18 protein-coding genes are annotated in these 23,196 nt (G+C 40.5%); 1 reads left to right on the plus strand and 17 read right to left on the minus strand.

The features are described 5' to 3' along the window. Positions 1-3: 3 nt before the first annotated feature. From odhB to PQ578_RS16165, 16 genes are all read right to left on the minus strand, one after another. On the minus strand, positions 4-1,299 hold the full coding sequence (gene odhB, locus PQ578_RS16090) for a 2-oxoglutarate dehydrogenase complex dihydrolipoyllysine-residue succinyltransferase (RefSeq protein WP_160919509.1): 1,296 nt from the start codon (positions 1,297-1,299) through the stop codon (positions 4-6). Further along, complete coding sequence (locus tag PQ578_RS16095) at positions 1,292-4,150, minus strand: 2-oxoglutarate dehydrogenase E1 component (protein WP_160919508.1); 2,859 nt, start codon at positions 4,148-4,150, stop codon at positions 1,292-1,294. The genes odhB and PQ578_RS16095 overlap by 8 nt, the downstream gene beginning before the upstream one ends. Positions 4,151-4,539: 389 nt before the next feature. Beyond that, positions 4,540-5,523, minus strand: coding sequence for a quinone oxidoreductase family protein (locus PQ578_RS16100; RefSeq protein ID WP_273835431.1), 984 nt, complete (start codon positions 5,521-5,523; stop codon positions 4,540-4,542). A gap of 121 nt (positions 5,524-5,644) precedes the next feature. Further along, positions 5,645-6,982, minus strand: coding sequence for an aspartate aminotransferase family protein (locus PQ578_RS16105; protein ID WP_273835432.1), 1,338 nt, complete (start codon positions 6,980-6,982; stop codon positions 5,645-5,647). A gap of 15 nt (positions 6,983-6,997) precedes the next feature. Further along, positions 6,998-8,464, minus strand: a complete 1,467-nt coding sequence (locus PQ578_RS16110) for a CoA-acylating methylmalonate-semialdehyde dehydrogenase (protein WP_273835433.1) — start codon at positions 8,462-8,464, stop codon at positions 6,998-7,000. Between the two features lie 109 nt (positions 8,465-8,573). Further along, a complete protein-coding gene (locus PQ578_RS16115; RefSeq protein ID WP_273835434.1) occupies positions 8,574-10,172 on the minus strand; it encodes a PucR family transcriptional regulator in 1,599 nt (532 codons plus the stop codon). Between the two features lie 259 nt (positions 10,173-10,431). After that, positions 10,432-10,674, minus strand: a complete 243-nt coding sequence (locus PQ578_RS16120) for a hypothetical protein (protein WP_098443667.1) — start codon at positions 10,672-10,674, stop codon at positions 10,432-10,434. A gap of 14 nt (positions 10,675-10,688) precedes the next feature. Further along, positions 10,689-10,919 (minus strand): hypothetical protein, encoded by a 231-nt coding sequence (locus tag PQ578_RS16125; RefSeq protein ID WP_098443666.1) that lies wholly within the window; start codon positions 10,917-10,919, stop codon positions 10,689-10,691. A gap of 4 nt (positions 10,920-10,923) precedes the next feature. Next, positions 10,924-12,405: an NCS1 family transporter gene (locus tag PQ578_RS16130; protein ID WP_273835435.1), complete on the minus strand. Its 1,482-nt coding sequence runs from the start codon at positions 12,403-12,405 to the stop codon at positions 10,924-10,926. A gap of 24 nt (positions 12,406-12,429) precedes the next feature. Beyond that, on the minus strand, positions 12,430-13,848 hold the full coding sequence (hydA, locus tag PQ578_RS16135) for a dihydropyrimidinase (RefSeq protein WP_273835436.1): 1,419 nt from the start codon (positions 13,846-13,848) through the stop codon (positions 12,430-12,432). Between the two features lie 14 nt (positions 13,849-13,862). Continuing rightward, positions 13,863-15,143, minus strand: a complete 1,281-nt coding sequence (gene preA / locus PQ578_RS16140; protein ID WP_273835437.1) for an NAD-dependent dihydropyrimidine dehydrogenase subunit PreA — start codon at positions 15,141-15,143, stop codon at positions 13,863-13,865. Between the two features lie 20 nt (positions 15,144-15,163). After that, entirely contained in the window at positions 15,164-16,525 is a 1,362-nt protein-coding gene (locus tag PQ578_RS16145; protein ID WP_273835438.1) for an NAD(P)-dependent oxidoreductase, read from the minus strand. Between the two features lie 83 nt (positions 16,526-16,608). Continuing rightward, a complete protein-coding gene (locus PQ578_RS16150) occupies positions 16,609-17,499 on the minus strand; it encodes a nitrilase-related carbon-nitrogen hydrolase (protein WP_098443662.1) in 891 nt (296 codons plus the stop codon). 279 nt (positions 17,500-17,778) lie between these two features. Then, positions 17,779-18,519 (minus strand): ABC transporter permease, encoded by a 741-nt coding sequence (locus PQ578_RS16155; protein WP_273835439.1) that lies wholly within the window; start codon positions 18,517-18,519, stop codon positions 17,779-17,781. After that, positions 18,516-19,427 carry an ABC transporter ATP-binding protein gene (locus tag PQ578_RS16160; RefSeq protein ID WP_273835440.1) on the minus strand — a complete coding sequence of 304 codons (912 nt, stop codon included), beginning with the start codon at positions 19,425-19,427 and terminating at the stop codon, positions 18,516-18,518. The genes PQ578_RS16155 and PQ578_RS16160 overlap by 4 nt, the downstream gene beginning before the upstream one ends. A 156-nt stretch (positions 19,428-19,583) precedes the next feature. Continuing rightward, the gene (locus PQ578_RS16165) at positions 19,584-19,994 is read right to left on the minus strand and encodes a thiol-disulfide oxidoreductase DCC family protein (protein WP_273835441.1); all 411 of its coding nucleotides are present in this window, start codon (positions 19,992-19,994) and stop codon (positions 19,584-19,586) included. A 125-nt stretch (positions 19,995-20,119) separates the two neighbouring features. On the opposite strand from PQ578_RS16165, the gene PQ578_RS16170 reads away from it, so the two are divergent. Continuing rightward, complete coding sequence (locus PQ578_RS16170; protein WP_273835442.1) at positions 20,120-21,475, plus strand: MATE family efflux transporter; 1,356 nt, start codon at positions 20,120-20,122, stop codon at positions 21,473-21,475. Positions 21,476-21,509: 34 nt separating this feature from the next. Here the strand turns inward: PQ578_RS16170 and PQ578_RS16175 are convergent, their stop codons facing one another. After that, on the minus strand, positions 21,510-23,129 hold the full coding sequence (locus PQ578_RS16175) for an ABC-F family ATP-binding cassette domain-containing protein (protein ID WP_098443656.1): 1,620 nt from the start codon (positions 23,127-23,129) through the stop codon (positions 21,510-21,512). Positions 23,130-23,196 lie beyond the last annotated feature (67 nt).

Raw genomic sequence — 23,196 nt, forward strand, 5'->3', positions numbered from 1 at the left:
GTTTTATCCTTCTAGAAGAAGCTGTTCTGGGTCTTCTAGAAGTTCTTTAATTTTAGCAAGGAAGCTAACTGCTTCTCCACCGTCAACAATACGGTGATCATAGGATAGTGCAATGTACATCATCGGACGGTTTTCCATTCGTTCCTGATCAATTGCCATAGGGCGCCACTGGATCTTGTGCATACCTAGTATACCAACTTGAGGTGCATTTAGAATCGGTGTTGAAAGCATCGATCCAAAGATTCCTCCGTTAGTAATCGTAAATGATCCACCTTGTAGTTCATCAAGTTTGAGTTTATTGTCTCGTGCTTTCTTTGCAAGATTACCAATTTCTTGTTCTATTCCTGCAAAAGATAGCTTGTCTGCATCACGAACGACTGGTACTACTAAACCTTCTTCTGCTCCAACCGCGATACCGATATCATAAAATTTCTTCAATACAATATCAGTATCCTGAATTTCAGCGTTTAGACGTGGATATTTCTTAAGTGCGCCAACAACAGCTTTCGTAAAGAAGGACATAAAGCCAAGCTTCACATCATTATCTTCAAGGAATTTATCTTTGCGACGTTTCCGAAGTTCCATAATTGCCGTCATGTCTACTTCGTTAAAAGTTGTTAGCATTGCTGCAGTATGCTGAACTTCAACAAGACGTTTCGCAATAGTTTGACGACGACGAGACATCTTAACTCTCTCAACCGGTTTACCGTCATTCGCTTCAGGAGATGGCTTTTGTTGCTTAGGTGCCTCTTGTTTCTTTTCCTTAGGAGCTTCTTTTTGGTTCGCTTTGTCTGCATGAGCCTTCACATCGTCTGGACGAACGCGACCTAATGGATCACGCGTTTCAACATTATTCAAATCAACGCCTAGTTCACGTGCAAGCTTTCTTGCAGAAGGTGAAGCTACTGTACGTCCATTCTCAGATTTTTCGTCTTCTGAAGATTCTGTTGCATGCGCCTTAGATTCTTCGTTTGACTTTGCTTCTTCAGGTGCTTCTTTCTCTTCTTTCTTTGCTTCTTCTTTTCCAGAAGAGTCTTGATCTGACGACTTAGAAGAACTACCTTCTCCGTTGCCAAGATAAGCAATAATCTCTCCGACTTCAACATTATCGCCAGGCTCTTTCAAAAGTTCTTCAATGACGCCATCGTTTTCTGCACTCACTTCAATGTTAACTTTATCTGTTTCAAGCTCAACAAGGTTGTCACCTTTTTCAACTTTGTCGCCTACTTTGATTAACCATTGAGAAATGGTACCTTCTGTAATGGATTCTGCTAGTTCTGGTACTTTAACTTCAATCACGACGATTACCTCCTTGATGGGAAACAGTTTTAGATGGTTCTAGTACTTCTTGAATGATTCGTTCTTGATCTTTTTTATGCACATTCGGTTCCCCGCCAGCAGGACTTGAACGATCCGGACGTCCTACATAGCTTACTGAAACGCCTTCTGGTGCCGTTTCCCTTAAACGAGGAGAAATGTAATTCCAAGATCCCATATTTTTCGGTTCTTCTTGCAGCCAGATAATTTCTTTGACATTTGAATAGCGGTCAAATATGTTTTTCACTTCTTCTTCAGGGAATGGATATAGCTGTTCTACTCTAAGAACGTGGAGCCAATCGTACTTCTCATCAGAAGACTCTATTTCAGTTGCAAGGTCTACAGCTACTTTACCAGTACATAAAACAATACGCTCTACTTTATCTTTCTTTTCACCAAGTCCTGCTTGCTCAACAACACTCAAGAATTGGCCTTGACTAAATTCAAAGCCAGGAGATGATGTGCGCTGATTACGAAGAAGGCTCTTTGGCGTCATGATAACAAGTGGACGCACTTCCTGTTTCTCTAGAATAGCCGCTTGTCTTCTTAAAATGTGGAAGTACTGAGCAGCACTCGTTAAATTAGCAACTGTCCAGTTATTTTCAGCAGCTAATGTCAAGAAGCGTTCAACTCGGCCACTGGAATGTTCAGGACCTTGACCTTCGTAACCATGCGGTAGTAAAAGAACCATTCCTGATTTTTGTCCCCATTTAGCTCGACCGGCCGAAACGAATTGATCAAAAATGACCTGGGCGGCATTCGCAAAGTCACCATACTGCGCTTCCCAAATAACGAGCGTTTCTGGTGCAAATACGTTATATCCGTATTCAAACCCAACCACTGATGCTTCAGAAAGTGGACTATTGTGAATCGCAAAAGATGATTCAGCTTCTGGTAATTCATGTAGTGGGCAAAAAGTTACGCCTGTTTCTTTATCATGAAGTACGAGATGACGCTGAGCAAATGTTCCACGCTGAGAGTCCTGCCCTGTAATACGAATTGGCGTTCCGTCGCTAAGTATTGAAGCAAATGCCAACGTTTCACCTAGCGCCCAGTCTACTTTACCGCCTTCTTCTAACATATCAAGTCGGCGTTTTAGAATGCGCTCAAGCTTAGGATAGACATTAAATCCATCTGGACGGGTTAACAGCTTGTTGTTAATATCTTTTAGCGTTTCTAGTGAAACAGCTGTATCTATAGAAGGGAGTCCCTTCACAATTTCTTTTGGTGGTTGAAGCTCTTGTACTTCGCCATCGCCGTCTCCACCTTTAGCGATCTTGTCGTATTCGGTCTGAAGCTCAGAAAGTACTTCTTCATCTAACTTTTCGCCCTGACCGTCTTCAATCACGCTTTGCTCTGTTAAATACTTTGCATAGCTCGCTCGAACAGTAGGATGATTCTTAATTTTTTCATATAAATGTGGCTGAGTAACTGCTGGATCATCCATTTCATTATGACCGAAACGACGATAGCCAATTAAATCAATAAGGAAATCTTTATTAAACTTCATTCGATATTCATACGCAAGATGCATCGCTGCAAGACAAGCTTCCGGATCATCGGCGTTCACGTGAACAATCGGAATTTCGTATCCTTTTGCGAGATCACTTGCATACTTTGTGGATCTTGAATCCGTGCTTTCCGTTGTAAAGCCTAGCTGATTATTGGCGATGATATGAATTGTGCCACCCGTATGATATCCCTTTAGCTGACTTAAGTTTAGCGTTTCTGCTACCACACCTTCGCCTGGAAAAGCAGCGTCACCATGGATTAATATTGCAAAAGATTTAGTGAAATCTTGCTTCGGTTCACCTTTTTCATTACGCGTTTCTTGTGCAGCGCGAGCATAACCTTCTACAACCGGATCAACAAACTCAAGGTGACTTGGATTATTGGCTAGTGTAATAGTTGCACTTGCTGTTTCCGAATCCTCGATTTGTCTGTCAGCACCCATGTGATATTTGACATCGCCTGTCCAACCATAGTTAATACCCATTGAACCTTCAGAAGGAACGAGTTCCTTGTTTGGTGCATGGTGGAATTCCGCAAAAATCTTTTCGTAAGGCTTATTTAAAACGTGTGTAAGAACATTTAAGCGACCACGGTGAGCCATTCCAATCATAACGTTCTTAGCACCATCACTTGCACCACATTTAATCACATCATCTAGCATTGGCACCATAGCATCAACGCCCTCAATAGAGAACCGCTTTTGGCCAACAAATGTTTTATGAAGGAATTTTTCAAAGCCTTCTACTTCTGTTAGCCTTCTTAGAAGTGCGATACGATCGTCATTCGTAAGCGTACGGCTTACAGAATCGTTCTCAACCATCTCATCTAACCATTTACGTTCATCTTCCGCATGAACATGAGTAAACTCATAAGACATGGACTTTGTATAAAGATCCTGAAGTTTTTGAATTGCTTGTAATCCATTGGTGACATCTCTTGGTGCATTCTCCCAAATAACCTGAGCAGGAATCGCTTTCAAGTCTTCATCGGAAAGCCCGTAATTTTGAGGTGTCATGAAATCTTGATCAGATTTTTCATTTGTTAGCGGATTAATTGCTGCTGCCAAATGCCCATATGTACGAATGTTGTCGGCTAATTTAACAGCAGAAATAACCTTTTTGAGGTTGGCGGGCTGACTAGTAGATTCAATGACTTCCTGTGATGAAGGTGGGGGTCCCCACTGATCAAATTTTTGGCGCATCTCAGGATCAACTGACTCAGGATCCTCTTGATATTTCTCGTATAATTCAATGGCATAGCCAAGGTTTGGTCCATAAAATTCTTGCCATGGATGTTCCACTCTGGACTGTTTGGTATTCAAAGCATGCTACCTCCCTGCTGGGTTTAATCTCAAATCGTGCATTGAACGGTTTCTAACTTCGTTAAAGTTTGGTTTCTTACTAGTTCTTTACACTCTTTTCACTTTTTGAAACATTCTTTTAAAAAAACGCTTTCATTGATATTTTAGCATAGTATTAGATTGCTCACAAAACTTTCAAGCAAATTTTCGAAAAAAATTTCAACAACATTGAATTTTCACTGAAAAATATTTCGAATATTAACACAGTGCAATACTAAATTACCACAAAGTGTTAACATAGTGAATAGGCAATAGCGATTTTCTAACAGAGAATATTAAAACTAATTTCTCCATGTAAAAAAGACGACCAAATTCGATCGTCTTTGTTTGATGCACGCTTCTTTTTTCAATCAAGGAGTTAGGATTAATTTCCCTTTCGTTTGGCGTCCTTGAAGCATACGATGAACATCAGCTGCCTTTTCTAACTCAAAAACCCCACCAATCGTCAATTTAAGTTCTCCACTCTGCATATAGTTTAGGAGTTCTTCTAGACTCTTCTGATAAAGTGATGGCTTACGCATCATCTGTGGTAGGAAAAAGCCAACAACTGTCTGATTTTTCTCCATTAAGGAAGATGGATAAAAGCGGCTTTGTTCTCCACTTGCTACCCCATATATGACGAGTCGTCCGAAAGGTGCAAGGCAATTCAACGATTTTCTGAAAACGTCTCCTCCTGCCATTTCAAGAATAACATCTACTCCCTTACCTTCCGTAGCTTCTAAAACTTCTTGTTCCCAGCCTTCTTTCGTATAATCGATCGTAATATCTGCTCCCATATCAGCTGCAAGCTTTCTTTTCTCTTCACTGCTTGCTGTACCAATGATTGTTTTAGCTCCCCATAGTCTGGCGAGCTGTACGGCAATTGTTCCAACGCCGCCTGCTGCAGCATGAATCAAAACCGTTTCTCCATTTTCAAAACGTCCCATTGTCTTAAGTGTGTGATAAGCACTTAATCCCTGTAGAGGTAGAGCTACTGCATACTGAGGATCAACGCCATCTGGAATCGCAATGAGTCCTCTTTCATCAGCTAACGTATATTCTGCATAACCTGTTGCATTTTTTGTACCTAATAATGTGACCACCGAAGAACCTGGTTTTACTGAAGTCACTTTTTCTCCAACTGCTTTTACAACACCAGCCACTTCAGAACCTGGCACATACGGTAGAGGTGTTTCCACAACATATTGGCCTTCTCTTCTTGCGGTATCTGCGTAATTAACCCCGATTGCCTGAATCTCAATAAGTACTTCGTGTCCTTTTGGCTCAGGTACATCCAAGTCGATTAGTTTTAACACTTCCGGACCACCAAACTCTGTTAATTGAATCGCTTTCATTTTTATCCCCCTTTATAAACTAACCAGTCGGTATGTAGCACCTTTACTATAAACCAATTATTTTAATTATTCAATCTTTTTATAACGAGTCCATAGGAAAAAGTGCGCTTGAAGCGCACCTTTATAAATCGGATATTCCTTCTACAATGGTATCAACAAGTAAATCGATGTCTTTTTCTTCGATCATTAATGGAGGGGCCATCGTAAGCACATTATTATAACCTGCTACGGTGTCACCATTTTTCCCAATGATTACTCCCTTCGATTTGCAATAACCGATCACTTTATTTAGTTCCCCCACGGCAAGCGGTTTTTTTGTCCTTTTGTCTTCAACAAGCTCAATTCCAATCAACAACCCTTTCCCGCGGATATCCCCGACATTGGAATGAGAAGATAACTGCTCTATTAATTGACGCTTCAGCTTTTCTCCTAATTCTTGCGACCGGTCGAAAAGCTTTTCCCGTTCCATTATTTCTAGATTTTTTAGAGCAAGTGCGCATGATGCAGGATTACCTCCGAATGTATTTATGTGACGAAAGTGATCATATGAATCTTTCCCTTTAAATGCGTCATAAATTTCTTCTTTCACCGCTGTAGCTGATAAAGGAAGGTACCCACTCGTTAGCCCCTTTGCCATTGTTACAATGTCAGGTTTAACACCGTAATTCATAAAACCAAATGCTTTCCCTGTTCTTCCAAAACCACAAATCACTTCATCACAGATTAAAAGAGCCCCGTGCTTTTCGCACACTTCTTTTACGGATTTCATGTAATCTTTTTGAGGCATGAGAATTCCTCCACCAGTGATGATGGGTTCCATGATCATTGCTGCTACAGTCTGACTCAGTTCCCAGGTCATCAGATCGTCAACTGCTTTGACGGAAGCAAGTTGAACCCGATCGTCTTCTACGTCACGGTACGTATCTGGTGGTTGCACATGTAAAAAGCCCTGGCCAAGCGGTTCATACTTATACTTCCGCTGTGCCTGACCGGTTGCAGCTAATGACCCCATCGTATTTCCGTGATATGCTCGATAGCGTGAAACAATTTTATGTCTACTTCCTTCCCCTTTTTGCTCATGATATTGCCTGGCGATCTTAAATGCAGTTTCATTTGCTTCAGAACCACTGTTTGAAAAGAAGATGACATATCCTCCACCAAGCATTTCATTTAACTTTTCCGCTAATTTAATCGCCGGAGCATGTGTATGTGTTAAGGGATAATAAGATAGTTCTTTAAGCTGATCGAAAGCTGCCTGAGCGAGTTCTTCTCGACCATATCCAACATTCACACACCAAAGACCCGCCATAGCATCAAGAAATTGATTCCCATCGTAATCAGATAACCACGCGCCTTTTGCTTTTTCAATTACCATTGTCGATTTCGGATCATATGGCCGCATCGCATGCCAAACATATTTCTCGTCTTTTCCCGCAAGATTCTCGTGAGCAGTTTGCATACTTTTCACTCCCCTCTAGTAGTCAAAGCGAGTTGTAATCATTTTTCTTCTTGTATAAAAATTGACACCATCTTTTCCATTTGCATGCAGATCCCCATAAAAAGAATCTTTCCATCCTGAAAAAGGGAAAAAAGCCATAGGCGCTGGTACACCAACATTAACACCAAGCATCCCCGCATCTGCTTCTTCACGGAATTGCCTAATTACACCTGCATCTTTCGTATAAATCGTCGCACCATTTCCATATCGTGATTTACTAAGAATGCCGAGAGCGGCATCGATCGAATCTGCATGTAGCAAGCTTAGAACAGGTGCGAATATTTCTTCTTTCGCAATCGTCATATCAGGCGTTACTTCATCAAATATTGTTGGTCCAAGAAAGTTCCCTTCTTCGTGAGCATCCATTTCCCTACGACCATCACGAATTAACGCTGCCCCTTCTTCTAATCCTTTATCAATATAACCTAGCACTTTTTCTCGATGAGATTTTCGGATAACAGGGGTTAGTAGAACTTCTTCATCTAAACCATTTCCCATTTTTAAATCATCTGCTTTTTCTTTAAGTGCAGATATAAATGACTCACCGTCTCCAACAATCACAACGGCACTACAAGCCATACACCGCTGTCCAGCACTACCAAATGTTGAGCTTATGACTTGTTGTACAGCTTTCTCAATATCAGCATCTGGCATAACAATATGATGATTTTTGGCTCCAGAAAGGGCCTGCACTCTTTTACCACGAGAGGCAGCTTCTTCATAGACATATTTAGCAACCGGTTGGGATCCGACAAATGAAATTGCTTTTATGTCATCATGTTCTAATAAGCCATTTACAACGTCATGTGCACCGTGCACGATATTAAATACGCCTTTTGGTAATCCTGCTTCTGTTAATAATTCAGCCATACGATTAGCTAGAATTGGCGTTCGTTCAGAAGGCTTTAAGACAAACGTATTGCCACACGCGATCGCAAGTGGAAACATCCAATGTGGCACCATCATTGGGAAGTTAAAAGGTGTAATCCCTCCGACTACTCCTACTGGATAACGGAACATTTCTGAATCAATATTTTCTGCAATCGTCGACAGATTGTCTCCCATCATTAAAGAAGGGGCACCTGTTGCAAACTCTACACACTCAATACCTCGAAGCACTTCTCCATGAGCTTCTTTAAAGCTTTTACCATTTTCTTTTACAACTAGTTCTGCTAGATCATCATGGTGTTTCACTAAAAGGGAGTGATACTTGAAAAGGACGCGTGCCCTTTTCGGAACAGGTACTTTACTCCATGTTTGAAAGGCAGCTGATGCAGCACTAACCGCAAGATCCACGTCCTCTTTTGAAGACAGTGGCACAAATGCTAGGTTTTCATCCGTTGCAGGATTTGGTACCTCAAGGGTATCTTTACTTTTGGCGCTCACCCATTCTCCGTTAACAAAGTTTTTTAATAAAGTCGTTCCCTTTTTTACAACCGTCATTACATGCCCTCCTTTAATCTTTCCTATTTTCATTGTAGGGGATGTAATGGCTTTCATTCATTAGACAAAACGTAACATGGATATGCTACGTTTTGTACACGTTGCACATTTAACCCTGCTGTTTTAAATAACTGTATGCATGAATAGCGAATTCGATTGCTAAACGTTTCGGAGAACACATGAAATCTGGACCAAGTAATTCCTCTAGTTTTTCTAAACGATGATAGAGTGTTTGTCTCACTACATAGAGTTGTTCAGCAGTTTCCTTTTTTGAACCATTACAACACATATAGACTTTCAACGTGTTTAAAAGATTACTATTGTTCTTTACATCATATTCAATAACCGGATCTAAATAATCATACATAAATTCATTTAGCTCTTTTCCTTTTGCCAGTTGGAAGATCATACGGTAGATATGAAAGTCGTTGTAATAGGTAACGAGTGAAGAGTTTGTCGATATCTTGTCATTCATCGTGATGGTTTCAAGCGACGAATCATAGCTTCTGTGCATGTCTTTTAATAATCGGACATGTTTCCCAACCCCGATTTTTTCAACTTCTGGTACGGTTTCTTTCTGTAAAATATCACTTTCTAGAAAACGTTTAAAAGCTTCACGCAATCGTTCTTCCACATTTTCTTCTGTCCGACGATTTAGTACGATAATGATCAGCTTATTCCGAGTTGTTAATGATAATATAAAAAAACCTTCTTGCTCAAACATTGAACGCATAAGGAGCATAAAATACGTCATTTGAGAGGATGTGTATAAATCATGTGGCTTTTTAAATTTGCATGTACATACATGAAGTCCACGTGGAATGAGCGTTTCGTCTACGTCAACGAGATAGGACAAAATTCGCTCTTCCGTGTGCTTGCCTTCAAGCCAGTCATATAACCACTCTGTCTCTAATACTCGCTTCTTTTCTTCAATATATAGCTCTCTAAGAAGATATTGAGCAATTGCGGTTGCGCTCCGATCAAGTAGTAACATGTCATAATCTGAGACGGACGCATGCTGTGCTGGTACAAGGCTAAGGTTTGCAAAATGATAATCCATTGCACGAACGGGTTGAAGTACGAGCCCTTTCCCGTTAGGTTGGATTTTCAGAAAGTGCAAGAAAGTTTCTCGTTTTTCTTCTGTCGCTTCTGGCACAAAAATAGGCGCTGCTTCTTTTGGATTAAAAATGACCTGCATACCTGTTTTTAAAGACAATAGCGATAAAATCTTCGTTAAACATCCAGGAAGAAGAAGGAGACGGTTGAGTTCTTGTGAAAATTGTTCGAGATCTGAAATCATTTGATAATGATGGGCAATTAAAAGGGAGTGAAGATCTTGTGTGATATCTACAAAGCGAACTTCTTTTGTAAATACAATGATGGGGAAATGGTGTTGATTAGCAAGTTCGATAATTTCTAAGGGGATATGATCCATATATGTACCAATTTCAATACAAAGACCTGCAGCATGACTTTGTATCAATTGTTTTACGATCGAACGAAAAACCTGCACATTATCTTTCCATACAAAGCCAGTCGATAGAATTAATTCTTCTCCATGTAAAAGCTGTTTCACACTCGTTACTTCCATCACGTGCACCCATTTAATCCGTCGAGTTAAGCCCTCTTTACCAGCTATGACAGTAGCATGTTGAAAATGATCTCTTTCTAACACTTCATGGACTGTTAAACTGGTCATTCGCAGCATCCGATCACTTCCTCTTCTGAAGATTATATGATTAATCTAACCATGAAGTTTTGTAATGATGGGGAATTGTGGAAGATTATCTTTCAGTCATCATTTATGATAGCGCTTACATCTTGTGAGAATAACTTTACTATATCCTCAAAATCATTTCTACTTATTCTCTATATTGTGACATAATTAGTCATATTGCCAGATTTTATTTATTTTATATTAGTACGGTATATGAAATTTAAATAATAAATAAAAAAACACCGGGCAATTATTGCCCGGATTCTACTTCCCATTCATATTCATCTAATAGTTCCATGAGATAATAATACTGTTTTTTACTTCGAAAGTCCGTCTCTTTCCAATTGGATCGAATCCATGAAGTTAATTCCGCTGCTGAATTAAATATTTCTCCGCTCGTATCCGCTTTTCTTATCATATAGCGACCGTTTTCCTCATCGATCGTCACTTCACATGGATAGGCGCTATCTTTTGAATACAAGTTGTACTCCATCTCTTCCCTCCTCCTTAAGTAACGGATTGAATCTGTTTTAATAGAAGAGCTGAGAAATATTTTCTCCCATTTGCTGTCTGAATATGAAGAATTTCATTGGAAATTTCACCTGACTTTACGTCCTTTAGAACAAACTCAATGAAGGCTCCACTTAAATTTTCCGTAATTCCATTAATGCGATAGCCACGATCAATAAAATAGTCGATCTTCTCGCGTTCAATTAAGTAATGCTGATGTTCTTTCATCACCTTACCTCCTTTCATCAAGTCCACTACCGACTTCTTGCACAGCTTGGGATTCACTGCTACTTCCGATGATCCAATCACGCCCAACTGTAATGCCGAGATATTTCTCATCACTTGGATCAAGCATTTCTGCTTGTTTGTATTTTTTGAACCACCAGTACTTTGCTAATACGTAATAAGTGCCGGCGCCTACAAGAAAACCGACTAAAAACGAGTAGTTAGAAAGAAAATAAGCAGCTAATCCCCCAATGAACCAGGCGATAAAACCAGCAGCATTAACACCGTTCATATAGCGATACTGGCCATCTTTCTCATACAAGTCTGGCACATTTACGCGTCTTTTTCGTAAAAGATAATAGTCCGCAAAAAGAATACCAACGATAGCGGATAAGATCCCACCCACGATCAATAGAATAGGGATAAGTATATTAAATAGACTCCAAGGCTGAACAACCGATCCAACAATCCCGGCAATGAATACCCCAGCCCAAAACGGGACTCTTGGGCCTCCAACATTTGAAAAAATCGTTGCGGCTGGCACAAGATTTGCAGAAACATTTGTTGACCACTGTGCAAGTACAATCATTAATAGAAGGACACCTAGTACCAAACCTGTCGCGGCTTCTTGTAACGCAACTACTGGATCGTAATTTGATACAGCAATGTAAGACACACCACCGATTACGACCATGAAGGTCTGGGTAATCGGTAACGCAACCATACTTCCGACAAGTGTTCCTTTATTTCTTTTTACCCAGCTTCGTTCAAATTTAGGGGCTTTTATGAAGCGAGAGATCGATGGAATGTCAGCTGAAATCGTTGCCCAAAATCCCATATTACTAAAGATGACAACGAGAAAAGCTGTTACTGCAGCCCCACCTGTTACAGGACTTTCAATCCAAGCCCACACTTCTCTGCCTTGAGAAATGGCTTGTTCTGAAAGAGAAGCGTACATCCAAACCGAAATAATGATAATAACAGGGGCGGCAAGATCTGCGAATCGTTCTACAGCTTTAATGCCAAGCGCTGTATTAACAAGCTGAACAGTAGCAAATATAAGGAAACAGACGAACCAGTTATCAAATCCAAATAGAACGTTTAAAATCGCATTCATCGCGGTTGCGCCAAAGTAAGTGTTAATTCCAAACCAGAATGATGCTGCAAGTCCTCTAACGATTGAGGGTATATGGGTTCCAATCGTTCCAAAAGGCGCTCTCATATAAACGGGAAAAGATAACCCATGTTCAATGCCAATATCACCAATTACGGTAATAAACAATCCAATACCAATGGTTCCGATAATCGTTGCCACGACTACCCATGATAGCGATAAGGATTGAACCCCGGCTCCACCGATAGCAAACGCTGCAAGCACAACAGCCATCCCAACCCACATCATGGCAAACCCGCCGGTTCCGATCTTTTTATCCTTATGAGCAATTGGCAAAAGATCCGGTGATTTTAAATAGCTTTCCTCTTTTTTCATTCAGCTATCTCCTTTTTCAGTCTCTTACTGGATCATCATCGGCTTGTCTGTCATATTTGTCGTCTTGCCATACTTTGCTCGTTTGAGATACTGTCCTGAACCCGGTGTTCCAACAAACTGTTTGTTTTTGATAACAAACTCTCCTCTTACTAGTACTGTTTCAGGTTCACCAGTCACTTCCATCCCTTCGAACGCATTGTAGTCAACTGCCATATGGTGAGTGTCGGCAGAAATTTTTCGTTTTGTTTCTGGATTAAAAATGACTAAATCGGCATCAGCTCCAATCGAAATGGTTCCTTTCTTTGGAAATAGCCCAAATAGCTTAGCTGATTTTGTAGAAGTAATATCAACAAATTTGTTTAACGAAATCCTACCTTTTCGAACACCTTCTGAAAAAAGAATGCTAAATCGATCTTCAATCATTGGTCCGCCATTCGGTATTTTTGTAAAATCATCTCTTCCCAAATCTTTTTGACCACTAAAGTCAAAAGAGCACTGATCCGAGCCAATTGTTTCTAGCTGTCCCGTTCTAAGTGCATTCCAGAGCGCATCCTGATTCCATTTTTCTCTCAGAGGTGGACTCCATACATATTTTGCGCCTTCGAAGTTAGGTTTCTCTAAGTACGATTGGTCTAAAACAAGATATTGCGGACACGTTTCTCCATGTATGTCATAGCCTTTCTTTCTTGCTTCCGCAATCTTATCCGCCGCTTCCTTACAACTTACGTGAACGACATATAATTGAGAAGAGGCGAGTCCTGTTAATTGTGCAGCACGCCCAGTGGCCTCTCCTTCAACTTCCGGTGGCCTTGTAAGAGCATGATAAATCGGCTCTGTCTGTCCTTTGGCTAACGCTTCTTTCGTTAAATATTCGATAACATCTCCATTTTCGGCGTGAACCATAACTAGCGCTCCATGTTCTTTCGCAGCTAATAGCGTACGATAAAGAGTTTCATCGTCAGCTTGAAAGACGTTTTTATAGGCCATAAATACTTTAAAAGATGTAATTCCTTCTTGATTGATCACAGCAGGTAATTGATCTAATACCTCATCATTAATTTCACTAATCATTAAATGAAAGCTATAATCAATAACCGATTTATCTTTTGATTTGTCGTGCCACGTTTTAATTGCGTGAGAAAGTGGTTTTCCTTTTTCAGTGAGACAAAAATCAATGACCGAGGTTGTTCCACCAAACGCTGCCGCTATCGTTCCAGTCTCAAAATCGTCTTTTGTTACTGTGCCTCCAAATGGCATTTCAAGATGTGTATGGGGGTCAATACCGCCTGGAAAAACATAGCGATCCGTAGCATCAACAACTTCAGCACCCTCCACTTCAATGCTTTTTCCGATAGAAGATATCACGCCATCTGATATAAGAATATCTGCCTGATACGTTTCACTTGCCGTTACAATTGTTCCATTGCGAATGATTTTTTTCATAAAAACCCTCCTATTTATTTTGTAACTTTATGATCTTTAAGCGAAGTAATGAGCGATTGGCGTTCATTCCAGGTCATCGGTGGCAAGTCACTTTTTAGCTCAACCATATCAATTGCACCATCAACTGGACAGACGATTGAACATAAATTACAGCCAACACAATCTTCTTCTCTTACTTGAAGAATGGCATGTCCTTTTGGATCTTTTAACATATCAATACATTGATGAGAAGTGTCTTCGCAGGCAATGTGACATTTATTGCAATTAATGCAAACGTCATTATTAATCCGCGCGACAACTTTGTAATTGAGGTCGAGGTTTCCCCAGTCTGAAAAGGTAGGAACAGATTTTCCAATAATATCTTGAACTGAAAGAATGCCTCTTTCATCAAGATATGTAGACAAACCGTCGATCAGATCTTCGACAATGCGAAAACCGTGGTGCATCGCTGCAGTACAAATCTGGACATTGCTTGCGCCCATCAACATAAATTCAATCACATTCTGCCAGTTTGACACCCCGCCCATTCCAGATATCGGGACATTAATACGACTATTTCTTGCACATTCACTAACCATGTTTAATGCGATCGGCTTCACGGCAGGTCCACAATAGCCACCGTGGGCTCCTTTTCCTCCAACATGCGGAATCGGTCGCCACGTATCAATATCCACTCCAGCAAGGCTATTAATCGTATTAATCATGCTTACTGCATCTGCTCCACCCCTAACGGCAGCCTCAGCAGTAGCGGTAATATCCGTAATATTAGGTGTTAACTTTACAATAACTGGTGTTTCAGCCGCTTCTTTTGCCCAATACGTTTGTTTTTCTACAAGTTCAGGCACTTGCCCAGACGCAGAACCCATTCCTCGTTCAGCCATTCCATGAGGACAACCAAAGTTAAGTTCAAGACCATCTACACCTGCAGCCTCCGTCTTTTTAACAATCTCATGCCATGCTTCTTGATTAGGTTCAACCATCAACGAAGCAACAACGGCGTGATTCGGAAATTTTTTCTTCGTTTCATAGATTTCCTTCAAATTCACTTCCAGCGGTCGGTCCGTGATGAGCTCAATATTATTAAACCCAGCTACTCGCTGCCCGTTAAAGTGAACGGCTGCGTATCTTGAAGAAACATTTAGAATTGGATCCCCTAACGTTTTCCAAACAGCTCCTCCCCATCCTGCTTCAAACGCACGCTGCACTTGATAGCCTGAGTTGGTAGGTGGTGCAGATGCGAGCCAAAATGGGTTCGGTGAAGTAATCCCCGCAAGATTCGTTCTAAGATCTGCCATCAAAATTCCCCTTTCTCCCGTTACGCTGAGTACGTTTCTTTTAAACTTTCATGCATATGATAAGCAGCCGTTTTCCCCTGTTGGGCCGCGGAAACAACCATGGCTTCTCCCTGACCTTTTCCAAAGATTACATCGCCACAAGCATAGATTTTTGGATTGGAAGTTTCCATCGTATCTGGGTTAATTAAGATAACCCCGTCGTTGTGCGCAATACCAAGATCTTCAATAAAAGAAAGATGACGCTTTTGACCGATCGCCTTTACGATCGCATCGCATTCAATCATAAATTCAGAGTTCGGAATAGGTTCTGTTCTCCTTCTCCCATCTTCATCCGCTTCTGAAAGCTTCATTTTTACGCATTTCATCCCAGTAACTTGTCCTGATTTATTTGTAGCGATTTCGACCGGCTGTGTTAACCAGCGAAACTCAACGCCATCTTGTTTAGCAAACTCATATTCAAAATCATAGGCGGTCATTTCTTGTTCGGATCGACGATAAAGAATTTTCACATTTTCTGCTCCAAGCCGAACAGAGCAAGTAGCACCATCGATTGCAGTATTACCTGCGCCAATCACAACCACTTTCTTATCTTTTAAGTGAGTTGGAAATGGTGCGTCTTTTGTCATTTTTACAAGTTCAATCGCATCATAGACGCCTTCCGCTTGCTCACCTGGAATTTGAAGATCAGGGACGTTTGCCATTCCAATTGCCAAAATCACGCGATCATTCGTTGCAAGAAGCTCATGAAATGGAATATCTACGCCAACCTTTACACCCGTTTTAATCGTAACGCCCAAGTTTTCGATTTGTTCAACTTCCCATAAAGATATGGCCTTCGGTAAGCGAAATGAGACGATCCCATACGTATCGAGCCCTCCTGCTTGCTTTTCAGCTTCATAAACCGTCACACTATACCCAAGCAGAGCAAGCTCGCGAGCGGCAGATAATCCCGCTGGCCCTCCACCCACAATGGCGACGCTCTTACCGTTCGGTTGACCTTCTTTAAATAGGACCTGATCATTTTTTATTGCCCAATCCGTGGCGTACCTTTGAAGATTTCCGATTAAAATCGGTTTCGTCGAATGGTTAAGTACGCAAGCACCTTCACATAGTTCTTCAGTTGGACAAACTCTGGCACAACTTGCTCCTACTGGATTGGCTGTCATAATTGTTTTAGCGGAACCTTTCATATTACCTGACGCTATTTTCTTAATAAAAGTAGGAATATCAATGCCAGTTGGACAAGCCTTTATGCACGGTGCATCGTAACAATAAAGACACCTTTGCGATTCTTGAAACGCTTCCTGGTTCGTGAGCGGTGGTGTAACTTCGTTAAAACGTTTCTGAAGCTCCTTTTGCATCATTGATTCGCTAGTACTCATATGGGTCCCCCCTATAATCAAAATGAGCTCTGTACTGCAAGAGCTTTAACTGAAAAAGCAGGTGGCCAAGCCACACCTGCTCACTAAGGCAATAACGACGTCATTTCTCCGTAAGTTTCTGGGCGTCGATCACGATAAAATTGCCATGTATCTCGAACTTCTCGAATCATCTTTTTATTCACTTCACCGATAATAACTTCATCTTCATCACGCGAGCCCATCGCAACAAAGTTGCCACGTGGGTCTACCAAATACGACTGGCCATAAAATTCCCCCATATTCCATGGCGCTTCAGTCCCAACGCGATTAATCGCTCCTAAATAGTAGCCGTTCGCAACCGCATGGGCTGGCTGCTCAAGCTTCCATAAATATTCAGAAAGTCCAGCTACTGTAGCTGAAGGGTTAAAAACAATCTCTGCTCCGTTTAACCCAAGTAAGCGCGCTCCTTCAGGAAAATGACGATCATAACAAATGTATACGCCAATTTTACCAAAAGCCGTATCAAACACCGGATATCCGAGGTTTCCTGGTTTAAAATAATACTTTTCCCAGAAGCCGTGTCCGTTGTCCCCAACCGCGACGTGAGGAATATGTTGTTTCCGATATTTTCCAAGATAGGAACCGTCCGCATCAAGGACAGCTGCTGTGTTGTAATAAGTAGAGATACCTTCACGTTCATATATAGGTAATACGATCACGATTCCAAGTTCACGAGCAAGTGCTTGAAACCTTACCGTTGTCGGTCCCTCTGGAATTTCCTCTGCAGCGTCGTACCACTTCGTATTCTGCTCTGCACAAAAATACGGTCCATAGAAAATCTCTTGTAAACAAACAATTTGAGCCCCCTTTTCACTTGCTTCTCTTACAAGCTGAATATGTTTTTCAATCGCTTTTTGCTTATGCAATTCAACCGGTTCGTTGCCATCAACCTCATTTTTTGCCTGAATCAACCCAATTTTTACTGAATCTGACATATGTATACCCTCCCATTCGAGTAATTAACTGAATTTTCTTTCTAATAAAAGTGTAGAAGATTCATTTCTTTGATACACTATACAAAGTGTAAAATGAAATCCACAAAAAACTAGCATACTGTCGCAAGTAGGAAAGCTAGAACGATTAAAATTAAAAACAGCTTAAGAAAAGTGCGCCTTACCATGCACTTATTGCTTAAGCTGTTTTTGGTTAAAAGTCGGCTGGATTCTAGTTATTTTCTTGACTCTTGGACAACTTTAAATACTTACTTCCAATTGCTACTTTCCGCTCCATCTAAAAAATCGAGATGCTAGTAGAATTGAGACTACTGAAATGCCTAGCAAAATTCCTACTTCGACTCCATAAGAGGAAATGGAAGCTTCGTTCCACGTTCCACGAAGCAAATTAATGACATAATAAAGCGGAAGTAGTTTCGCAACGTACTGAAGTGCCTCTGGCATAAATGCAATTGGAAAGGTGGCCCCTGATAAAAAAAGCATGACGTTTAAAAAGAGGGAACTGATAGCTGCAGCTGCCTGGGTATTTTTAGCTAGTGAGGTTAAGAATAGAGCAAATGGAAAGAAAGCTAGAATACTAATAACTAAAGCCAATAGTGTGCTTACGATGTATTCGGGTAATGAAAGGCCATACATCCACATCCCAAAAACCATTAGTAACACGGCAGAAAAAAAGAAAATAACAGTTCCCTGTACAGTATGCGCTACAAGAATTTTCCATGGTTGAAGAGGGGTTGATTGATACCTTCGCAAAACGCCTGTTTCACGGTATCCAGCAAGAACCGTACCTAAAGTAAAAAAAGAAGTTGTTACAATATTTACTCCAATCCAAGAAGGAACAAATTGCTCAGCAAATGTAAGTCCATTCATTTCATTTCCAACGAACATGGAACCGAACAGCCAGATCATGACAACTGGAAAAAGAAAGGTCCAAAATACACTTAAACGATCTCGAAAGAACATTTTCGTTTCTAGAATCGCTAATTGTACGACAGCGTTCATTGAACGACCTCCTCTTCGAGATAGTGTACAAATAAGTCGTCCAAAGTACCTTTCTCGAAATAGAAGTTCGAAAGCACAATTTCTCGTTCATGACAGATACGAAAAATATGATAAGCTGTTTCTTGCTGGTTTTTACAAAACACGTGAAAAAGACCCTCACTTTCTTCGGCTCTTTTCACACCAGGTATTGTTTCTATCTCCTCAAGTGTTAATTGATGACTTTCGAAAGTGATATTTTTTGAAATACTCCTACTTAATAGCTGCTGTGGCGTATCAAGCGCTTTTAATTCCCCATTGTAAATCATAGCGACACGGTCGCATAATTTTTCTGCTTCTTCCATGTAATGGGTAGTAATCACAATTGTACAGCCTTGTTTTCTTAATCGTTCAATCAACGACCACATTTCCCTACGTGCATGAGGATCTAGGCCCATACTTGGCTCATCAAGAAATAAGATTTCAGGTTGATGAAGCGTAGCCAGTGCCAGCGTGACCCGTTGCTTCCAACCTCCGGAAAGATCTTCAAAATGTACGTTTAACTTCTCGTGCAATCCGAGTAATTCAATCAAATGATCCTTTTGACTCGGCCTATCATAAAATGATGAAAACAACTGAAGCGCTTCCTTTACTTTCATTTTCTTTTGAATCGAAGTAGATTGAAATTGTACACCAATGCGCTTATTTAATTCGCGTAATTGTTTCGTAGGAACATAGCCTAACACATCAATCGTACCGCTGTTAGGTTTTAATATTCCTTCAAGCATTTCAAGCGTCGTTGTTTTCCCTGCACCATTAGGACCAATAATACCGAAGATTTCACCTTTTTTTACGGTGAAAGATAAATTCTTCACTGCAAACACAGAACCATATTTTTTAGATACACCCTCTACGATAATGACATGCTCCATGAAATCCCCCTCTCAAGCGATGCATGATTGCGATATGTAAGGTATATGAGTGATTAATGCCTTTCTTGCAGAAGATTACAGATAGCCTTCTCCCTAATTCCTTTTCCATTATATAACAACGAAATTAAAGAATGGGCAATTTCAACGTTTTTCACTCTACAAAAATCGCTTTCTTTGTTCCTTTGTTGGGATCATACAGCTTTCTTTTTTTCCGAACCATTTATAACGACGTTTGGCTATTTCGTCATAGAGCCGATCTCTAATTGAACGTGGGAATAAGCGAAATACTAGCAATAGCTTAAAACATCCGTCAAGTTGTTGAATGATTGAAAGAGCCGCTTCTGATTTAACAAGCGCCTTCCCTTCTTTTATAACAATCACACTATCTGGGACTTCTGTTAGACCAGCTTTCTTAAGAACAATCTGTGCCGATTCTGATTGAAGAGATGCAAAAGAGAAAACGGCTTTCTTATCGTATTTAAACATAAACTTCACTAATCCATTGCATAAATTGCAAACCCCATCAAAAAGTATAATATTTGTATCCACGTCTACTCGACTTTTCATGTATTAACACCTCGTTTGTATGTTCACTATTTCACATATTAAGTGTAGCATAACTTTCTAATTGATGAGGCAGAATGTGCTATAATTTCCCTGTTCAGTATTTTACATAGCAAGGATGTTGCACCATGTATCCAACTAATTCCCTCAAGGAAAAAATCAAACTATTAATTGTGATTTTGTACCCGATTTTAATTACGCAAGTTGGTCTTTATTCAATGAACTTTGTAGACACACTCATGAGCGGAAGAGCTGGGGCGAATGATCTAGCCGGAGTTGCGATTGGGTCGAGTCTTTGGGTACCTGTCTTTACGGGCTTAAGCGGTATTTTACTTGCCATAACGCCAATCGTATCGCATTATATTGGCGCCAAACAGGAAGATCGTGTTTCTTTTTCAGTCCTGCAGGGCATTTACCTTTCCATTGCTTTATCACTTAGTATTTTAGTAGTTGGAAGTTTTATTTTGGATCCAATTTTAAATACGATGGATCTTCAGGACAACGTAGCTCAAATTGCAAAAGAGTATTTAATCGGACTTTCATTTGGGATTGTCCCACTGTTTATTTACTCCGTGCTTAGAAGTTTCTTTGATGCACTTGGACAGACAAGGACAACGATGCTTGTTACTCTTACATCACTTCCAATCAATGTGTTTTTCAATTACGTTCTCATTTTCGGTAAATGGGGATTCCCTAAATTAGGTGGTGTTGGTGCTGGTTATGCATCAGCGATCACTTATTGGTTTATTCTTCTAATTGCATTACTGGTCGTGATAAAAGTAAGACCGTTTAGCGCATACGGTGTCTTCAAACGTTTTTATCCAGTCTCATTTTCAACTTGGAAAGAACAGTTGAAAATTGGCGTCCCTATTGGTTTTTCCATCTTTTTTGAAGTAAGTATTTTCGCCGCCGTTACGCTATTAATGAGCACGTATTCAACCGAAACGATTGCTGCTCATCAGGCGGCTATTAACTTCGCCTCTCTTCTATATATGATTCCACTTAGTATTTCAATGGCTTTAACGATCGCCATCGGATTTGAAGTTGGCGCAAGAAGATTACAAGATGCGAAGCACTACAGTTACATGGGAATAGCTTTTGCAGTTGGTATGGCTTTGTTTTCAGCTCTTTGTTTATATCTTTTCAATGATGCTGTTGCAAGCTGGTATACGAGTAATCAGAACGTATTCGATTTGATTAAAGTATTCTTAATCTACGCAATCTTTTTCCAGCTTTCAGATGCTGTTGCTGCTCCAATTCAGGGAGCACTCCGAGGATATAAGGATGTGAATGTGACACTCGTTATGAGCTTAATTTCTTATTGGGTGATTGGTCTTCCTTCAGGTTTTATACTTGCGAAATATACAGCGTTTGGTCCATATGGGTACTGGGTCGGCCTTAGTACTGGACTATTTGTTGCAGCCATTACGTTATTTTTGAGACTACGATATGTGCAACAATCGACAAGAACGGCCTACGAATAAAAGCGGATCCCAGTGGGATCCGCTTTTTAGTCTATTAGTTATACATTGCCTGTGCTTTTGCTTGTAGCTCAGTGTTTTCAAGGTACTCATCATACGTCGCTTCTTTATCGATGATCCCTTTAGGTGTCACTTCAATGACTCTGTTTGCGATCGTTTGAATGAACTGGTGGTCATGAGATGTAAAGATCATTGCCCCTTTGAAGTTCATAAGACCATTGTTGAGTGCTGTAATTGATTCAAGATCCAGGTGGTTTGTTGGATCGTCAAGTACAAGAACGTTTGCACCACTTAGCATCATTTTCGAAAGCATACAACGTACCTTTTCTCCACCAGAAAGGACGCTTGCTTTCTTCAACACTTCTTCTCCTGAGAAAAGCATTCTTCCTAGGAAACCGCGAAGGAAGCTTTCACTCTGATCTTCTGGAGAGTATTGACGAAGCCAGTTAACAAGGTTTGTATCGACGCCTTCAAAGTATTCCGAGTTATCTTTAGGGAAATAAGCTTGAGAAGTCGTTACGCCCCACTTGAACGTACCGCTATCTGCTTCCATTTCACCCATCAAGATTTTAATGAGCGCTGTATTCGCAATTTCATTACGACCTACAAGTGCCACTTTATCATCTTTATTGAGCATAAAGCTCACGTTATCAAGAACTTTTACACCATCAATCGTTTTTGTTAAACCTTCGACGTGAAGAACATCGTTTCCAATGTCACGGTTTGGTGTGAAGGCTACGTAAGGATACTTTCTTGACGATGGCTTAATATCATCAAGCGTAATCTTATCAAGAAGTTTTTTACGAGATGTCGCTTGTTTGGACTTCGACGCGTTCGCGCTAAAACGCTGAATAAACGCTTGAAGTTCTTTCACTTTCTCTTCCTTCTTCTTGTTCGCATCTTCTTTCATCGTACGAGCAAGCTGGCTTGATTCATACCAGAAATCGTAGTTACCTACATACACTTGAATTTTACCGTAATCAAGGTCAGCCATGTGCGTACATACTTTGTTTAAGAAGTGACGGTCATGGGATACAACGATAACGGTGTTTTCAAAGTTAATAAGAAACTCTTCTAGCCATTGAATCGCAGAAAGATCCAAGTTGTTCGTAGGCTCATCCAGAAGAAGAATATCTGGGGAACCAAATAGTGCCTGTGCAAGTAGAACTTTTACTTTCTCAGAACCGGTAAGATCTGCGAGCTTCTTGTAATGAAGATCTTCTGAAATTCCAAGACCTTTCAGCAATACGGCTGCATCAGACTCAGCTTCCCACCCGTTTAGGTCAGCAAATTCACCTTCAAGTTCAGCAGCTTTCATACCATCTTCATCAGAGAAGTCCTCTTTCATGTAGATCGCATTCTTTTCCTGCATAACTTCATGAAGACGAGCGTGACCCATAATAACGGTGTTTAGCACTTCATACTCTTCGTATTCAAAATGGTTCTGCTTTAGGACCGCTAGTCGTTCACCAGGTCCCATGTGAACATCGCCTGTTTGCGGTTCAATTTCACCTGATAAAATCTTAAGAAACGTTGACTTACCTGCGCCATTCGCACCAATTAGCCCATAACAGTTTCCTGGAGTAAATTTAATATTAACATCTTCAAAAAGCTTACGATCACCATATCGTAAGCCGACATCTGTAACTGTAATCATTTAGGTCGTATTCCTCCATCTATCATATTATAGTGCAAATTATATCACGTTCTGTTCGGAATAGATA

The sequence above is a fragment of the Guptibacillus sedimenti genome, from assembly GCF_028610665.1.
Lineage (GTDB): Bacteria > Bacillota > Bacilli > Bacillales > Guptibacillaceae > Guptibacillus > Guptibacillus sedimenti.

Coding starts and splice junctions, on each gene's coding strand:
- PQ578_RS16120 (WP_098443667.1), bottom strand. CDS start 10,674: ATGGAGTACAACTTGTATTCAAAAGATAGCGCCTATCCATGTGAAGTG.
- PQ578_RS16130 (WP_273835435.1), bottom strand. CDS start 12,405: ATGAAAAAAGAGGAAAGCTATTTAAAATCACCGGATCTTTTGCCAATT.
- PQ578_RS16150 (WP_098443662.1), bottom strand. CDS start 17,499: ATGTCAGATTCAGTAAAAATTGGGTTGATTCAGGCAAAAAATGAGGTT.
- PQ578_RS16175 (WP_098443656.1), bottom strand. CDS start 23,129: ATGATTACAGTTACAGATGTCGGCTTACGATATGGTGATCGTAAGCTT.
- PQ578_RS16160 (WP_273835440.1), bottom strand. CDS start 19,427: ATGGAGCATGTCATTATCGTAGAGGGTGTATCTAAAAAATATGGTTCT.
- PQ578_RS16110 (WP_273835433.1), bottom strand. CDS start 8,464: ATGACGGTTGTAAAAAAGGGAACGACTTTATTAAAAAACTTTGTTAAC.
- PQ578_RS16125 (WP_098443666.1), bottom strand. CDS start 10,919: ATGAAAGAACATCAGCATTACTTAATTGAACGCGAGAAGATCGACTAT.
- PQ578_RS16105 (WP_273835432.1), bottom strand. CDS start 6,982: ATGCAAACTGCTCACGAGAATCTTGCGGGAAAAGACGAGAAATATGTT.
- preA (WP_273835437.1), bottom strand. CDS start 15,143: ATGGCAGATCTTAGAACGAATCTTGCGGGGATTACTTCACCGAACCCA.
- PQ578_RS16155 (WP_273835439.1), bottom strand. CDS start 18,519: ATGAACGCTGTCGTACAATTAGCGATTCTAGAAACGAAAATGTTCTTT.
- PQ578_RS16100 (WP_273835431.1), bottom strand. CDS start 5,523: ATGAAAGCGATTCAATTAACAGAGTTTGGTGGTCCGGAAGTGTTAAAA.
- PQ578_RS16165 (WP_273835441.1), bottom strand. CDS start 19,994: ATGAAAAGTCGAGTAGACGTGGATACAAATATTATACTTTTTGATGGG.
- PQ578_RS16115 (WP_273835434.1), bottom strand. CDS start 10,172: ATGCTGCGAATGACCAGTTTAACAGTCCATGAAGTGTTAGAAAGAGAT.
- hydA (WP_273835436.1), bottom strand. CDS start 13,848: ATGAAAAAAATCATTCGCAATGGAACAATTGTAACGGCAAGTGAAACG.
- PQ578_RS16170 (WP_273835442.1), top strand. CDS start 20,120: ATGTATCCAACTAATTCCCTCAAGGAAAAAATCAAACTATTAATTGTG.
- PQ578_RS16145 (WP_273835438.1), bottom strand. CDS start 16,525: ATGAGTACTAGCGAATCAATGATGCAAAAGGAGCTTCAGAAACGTTTT.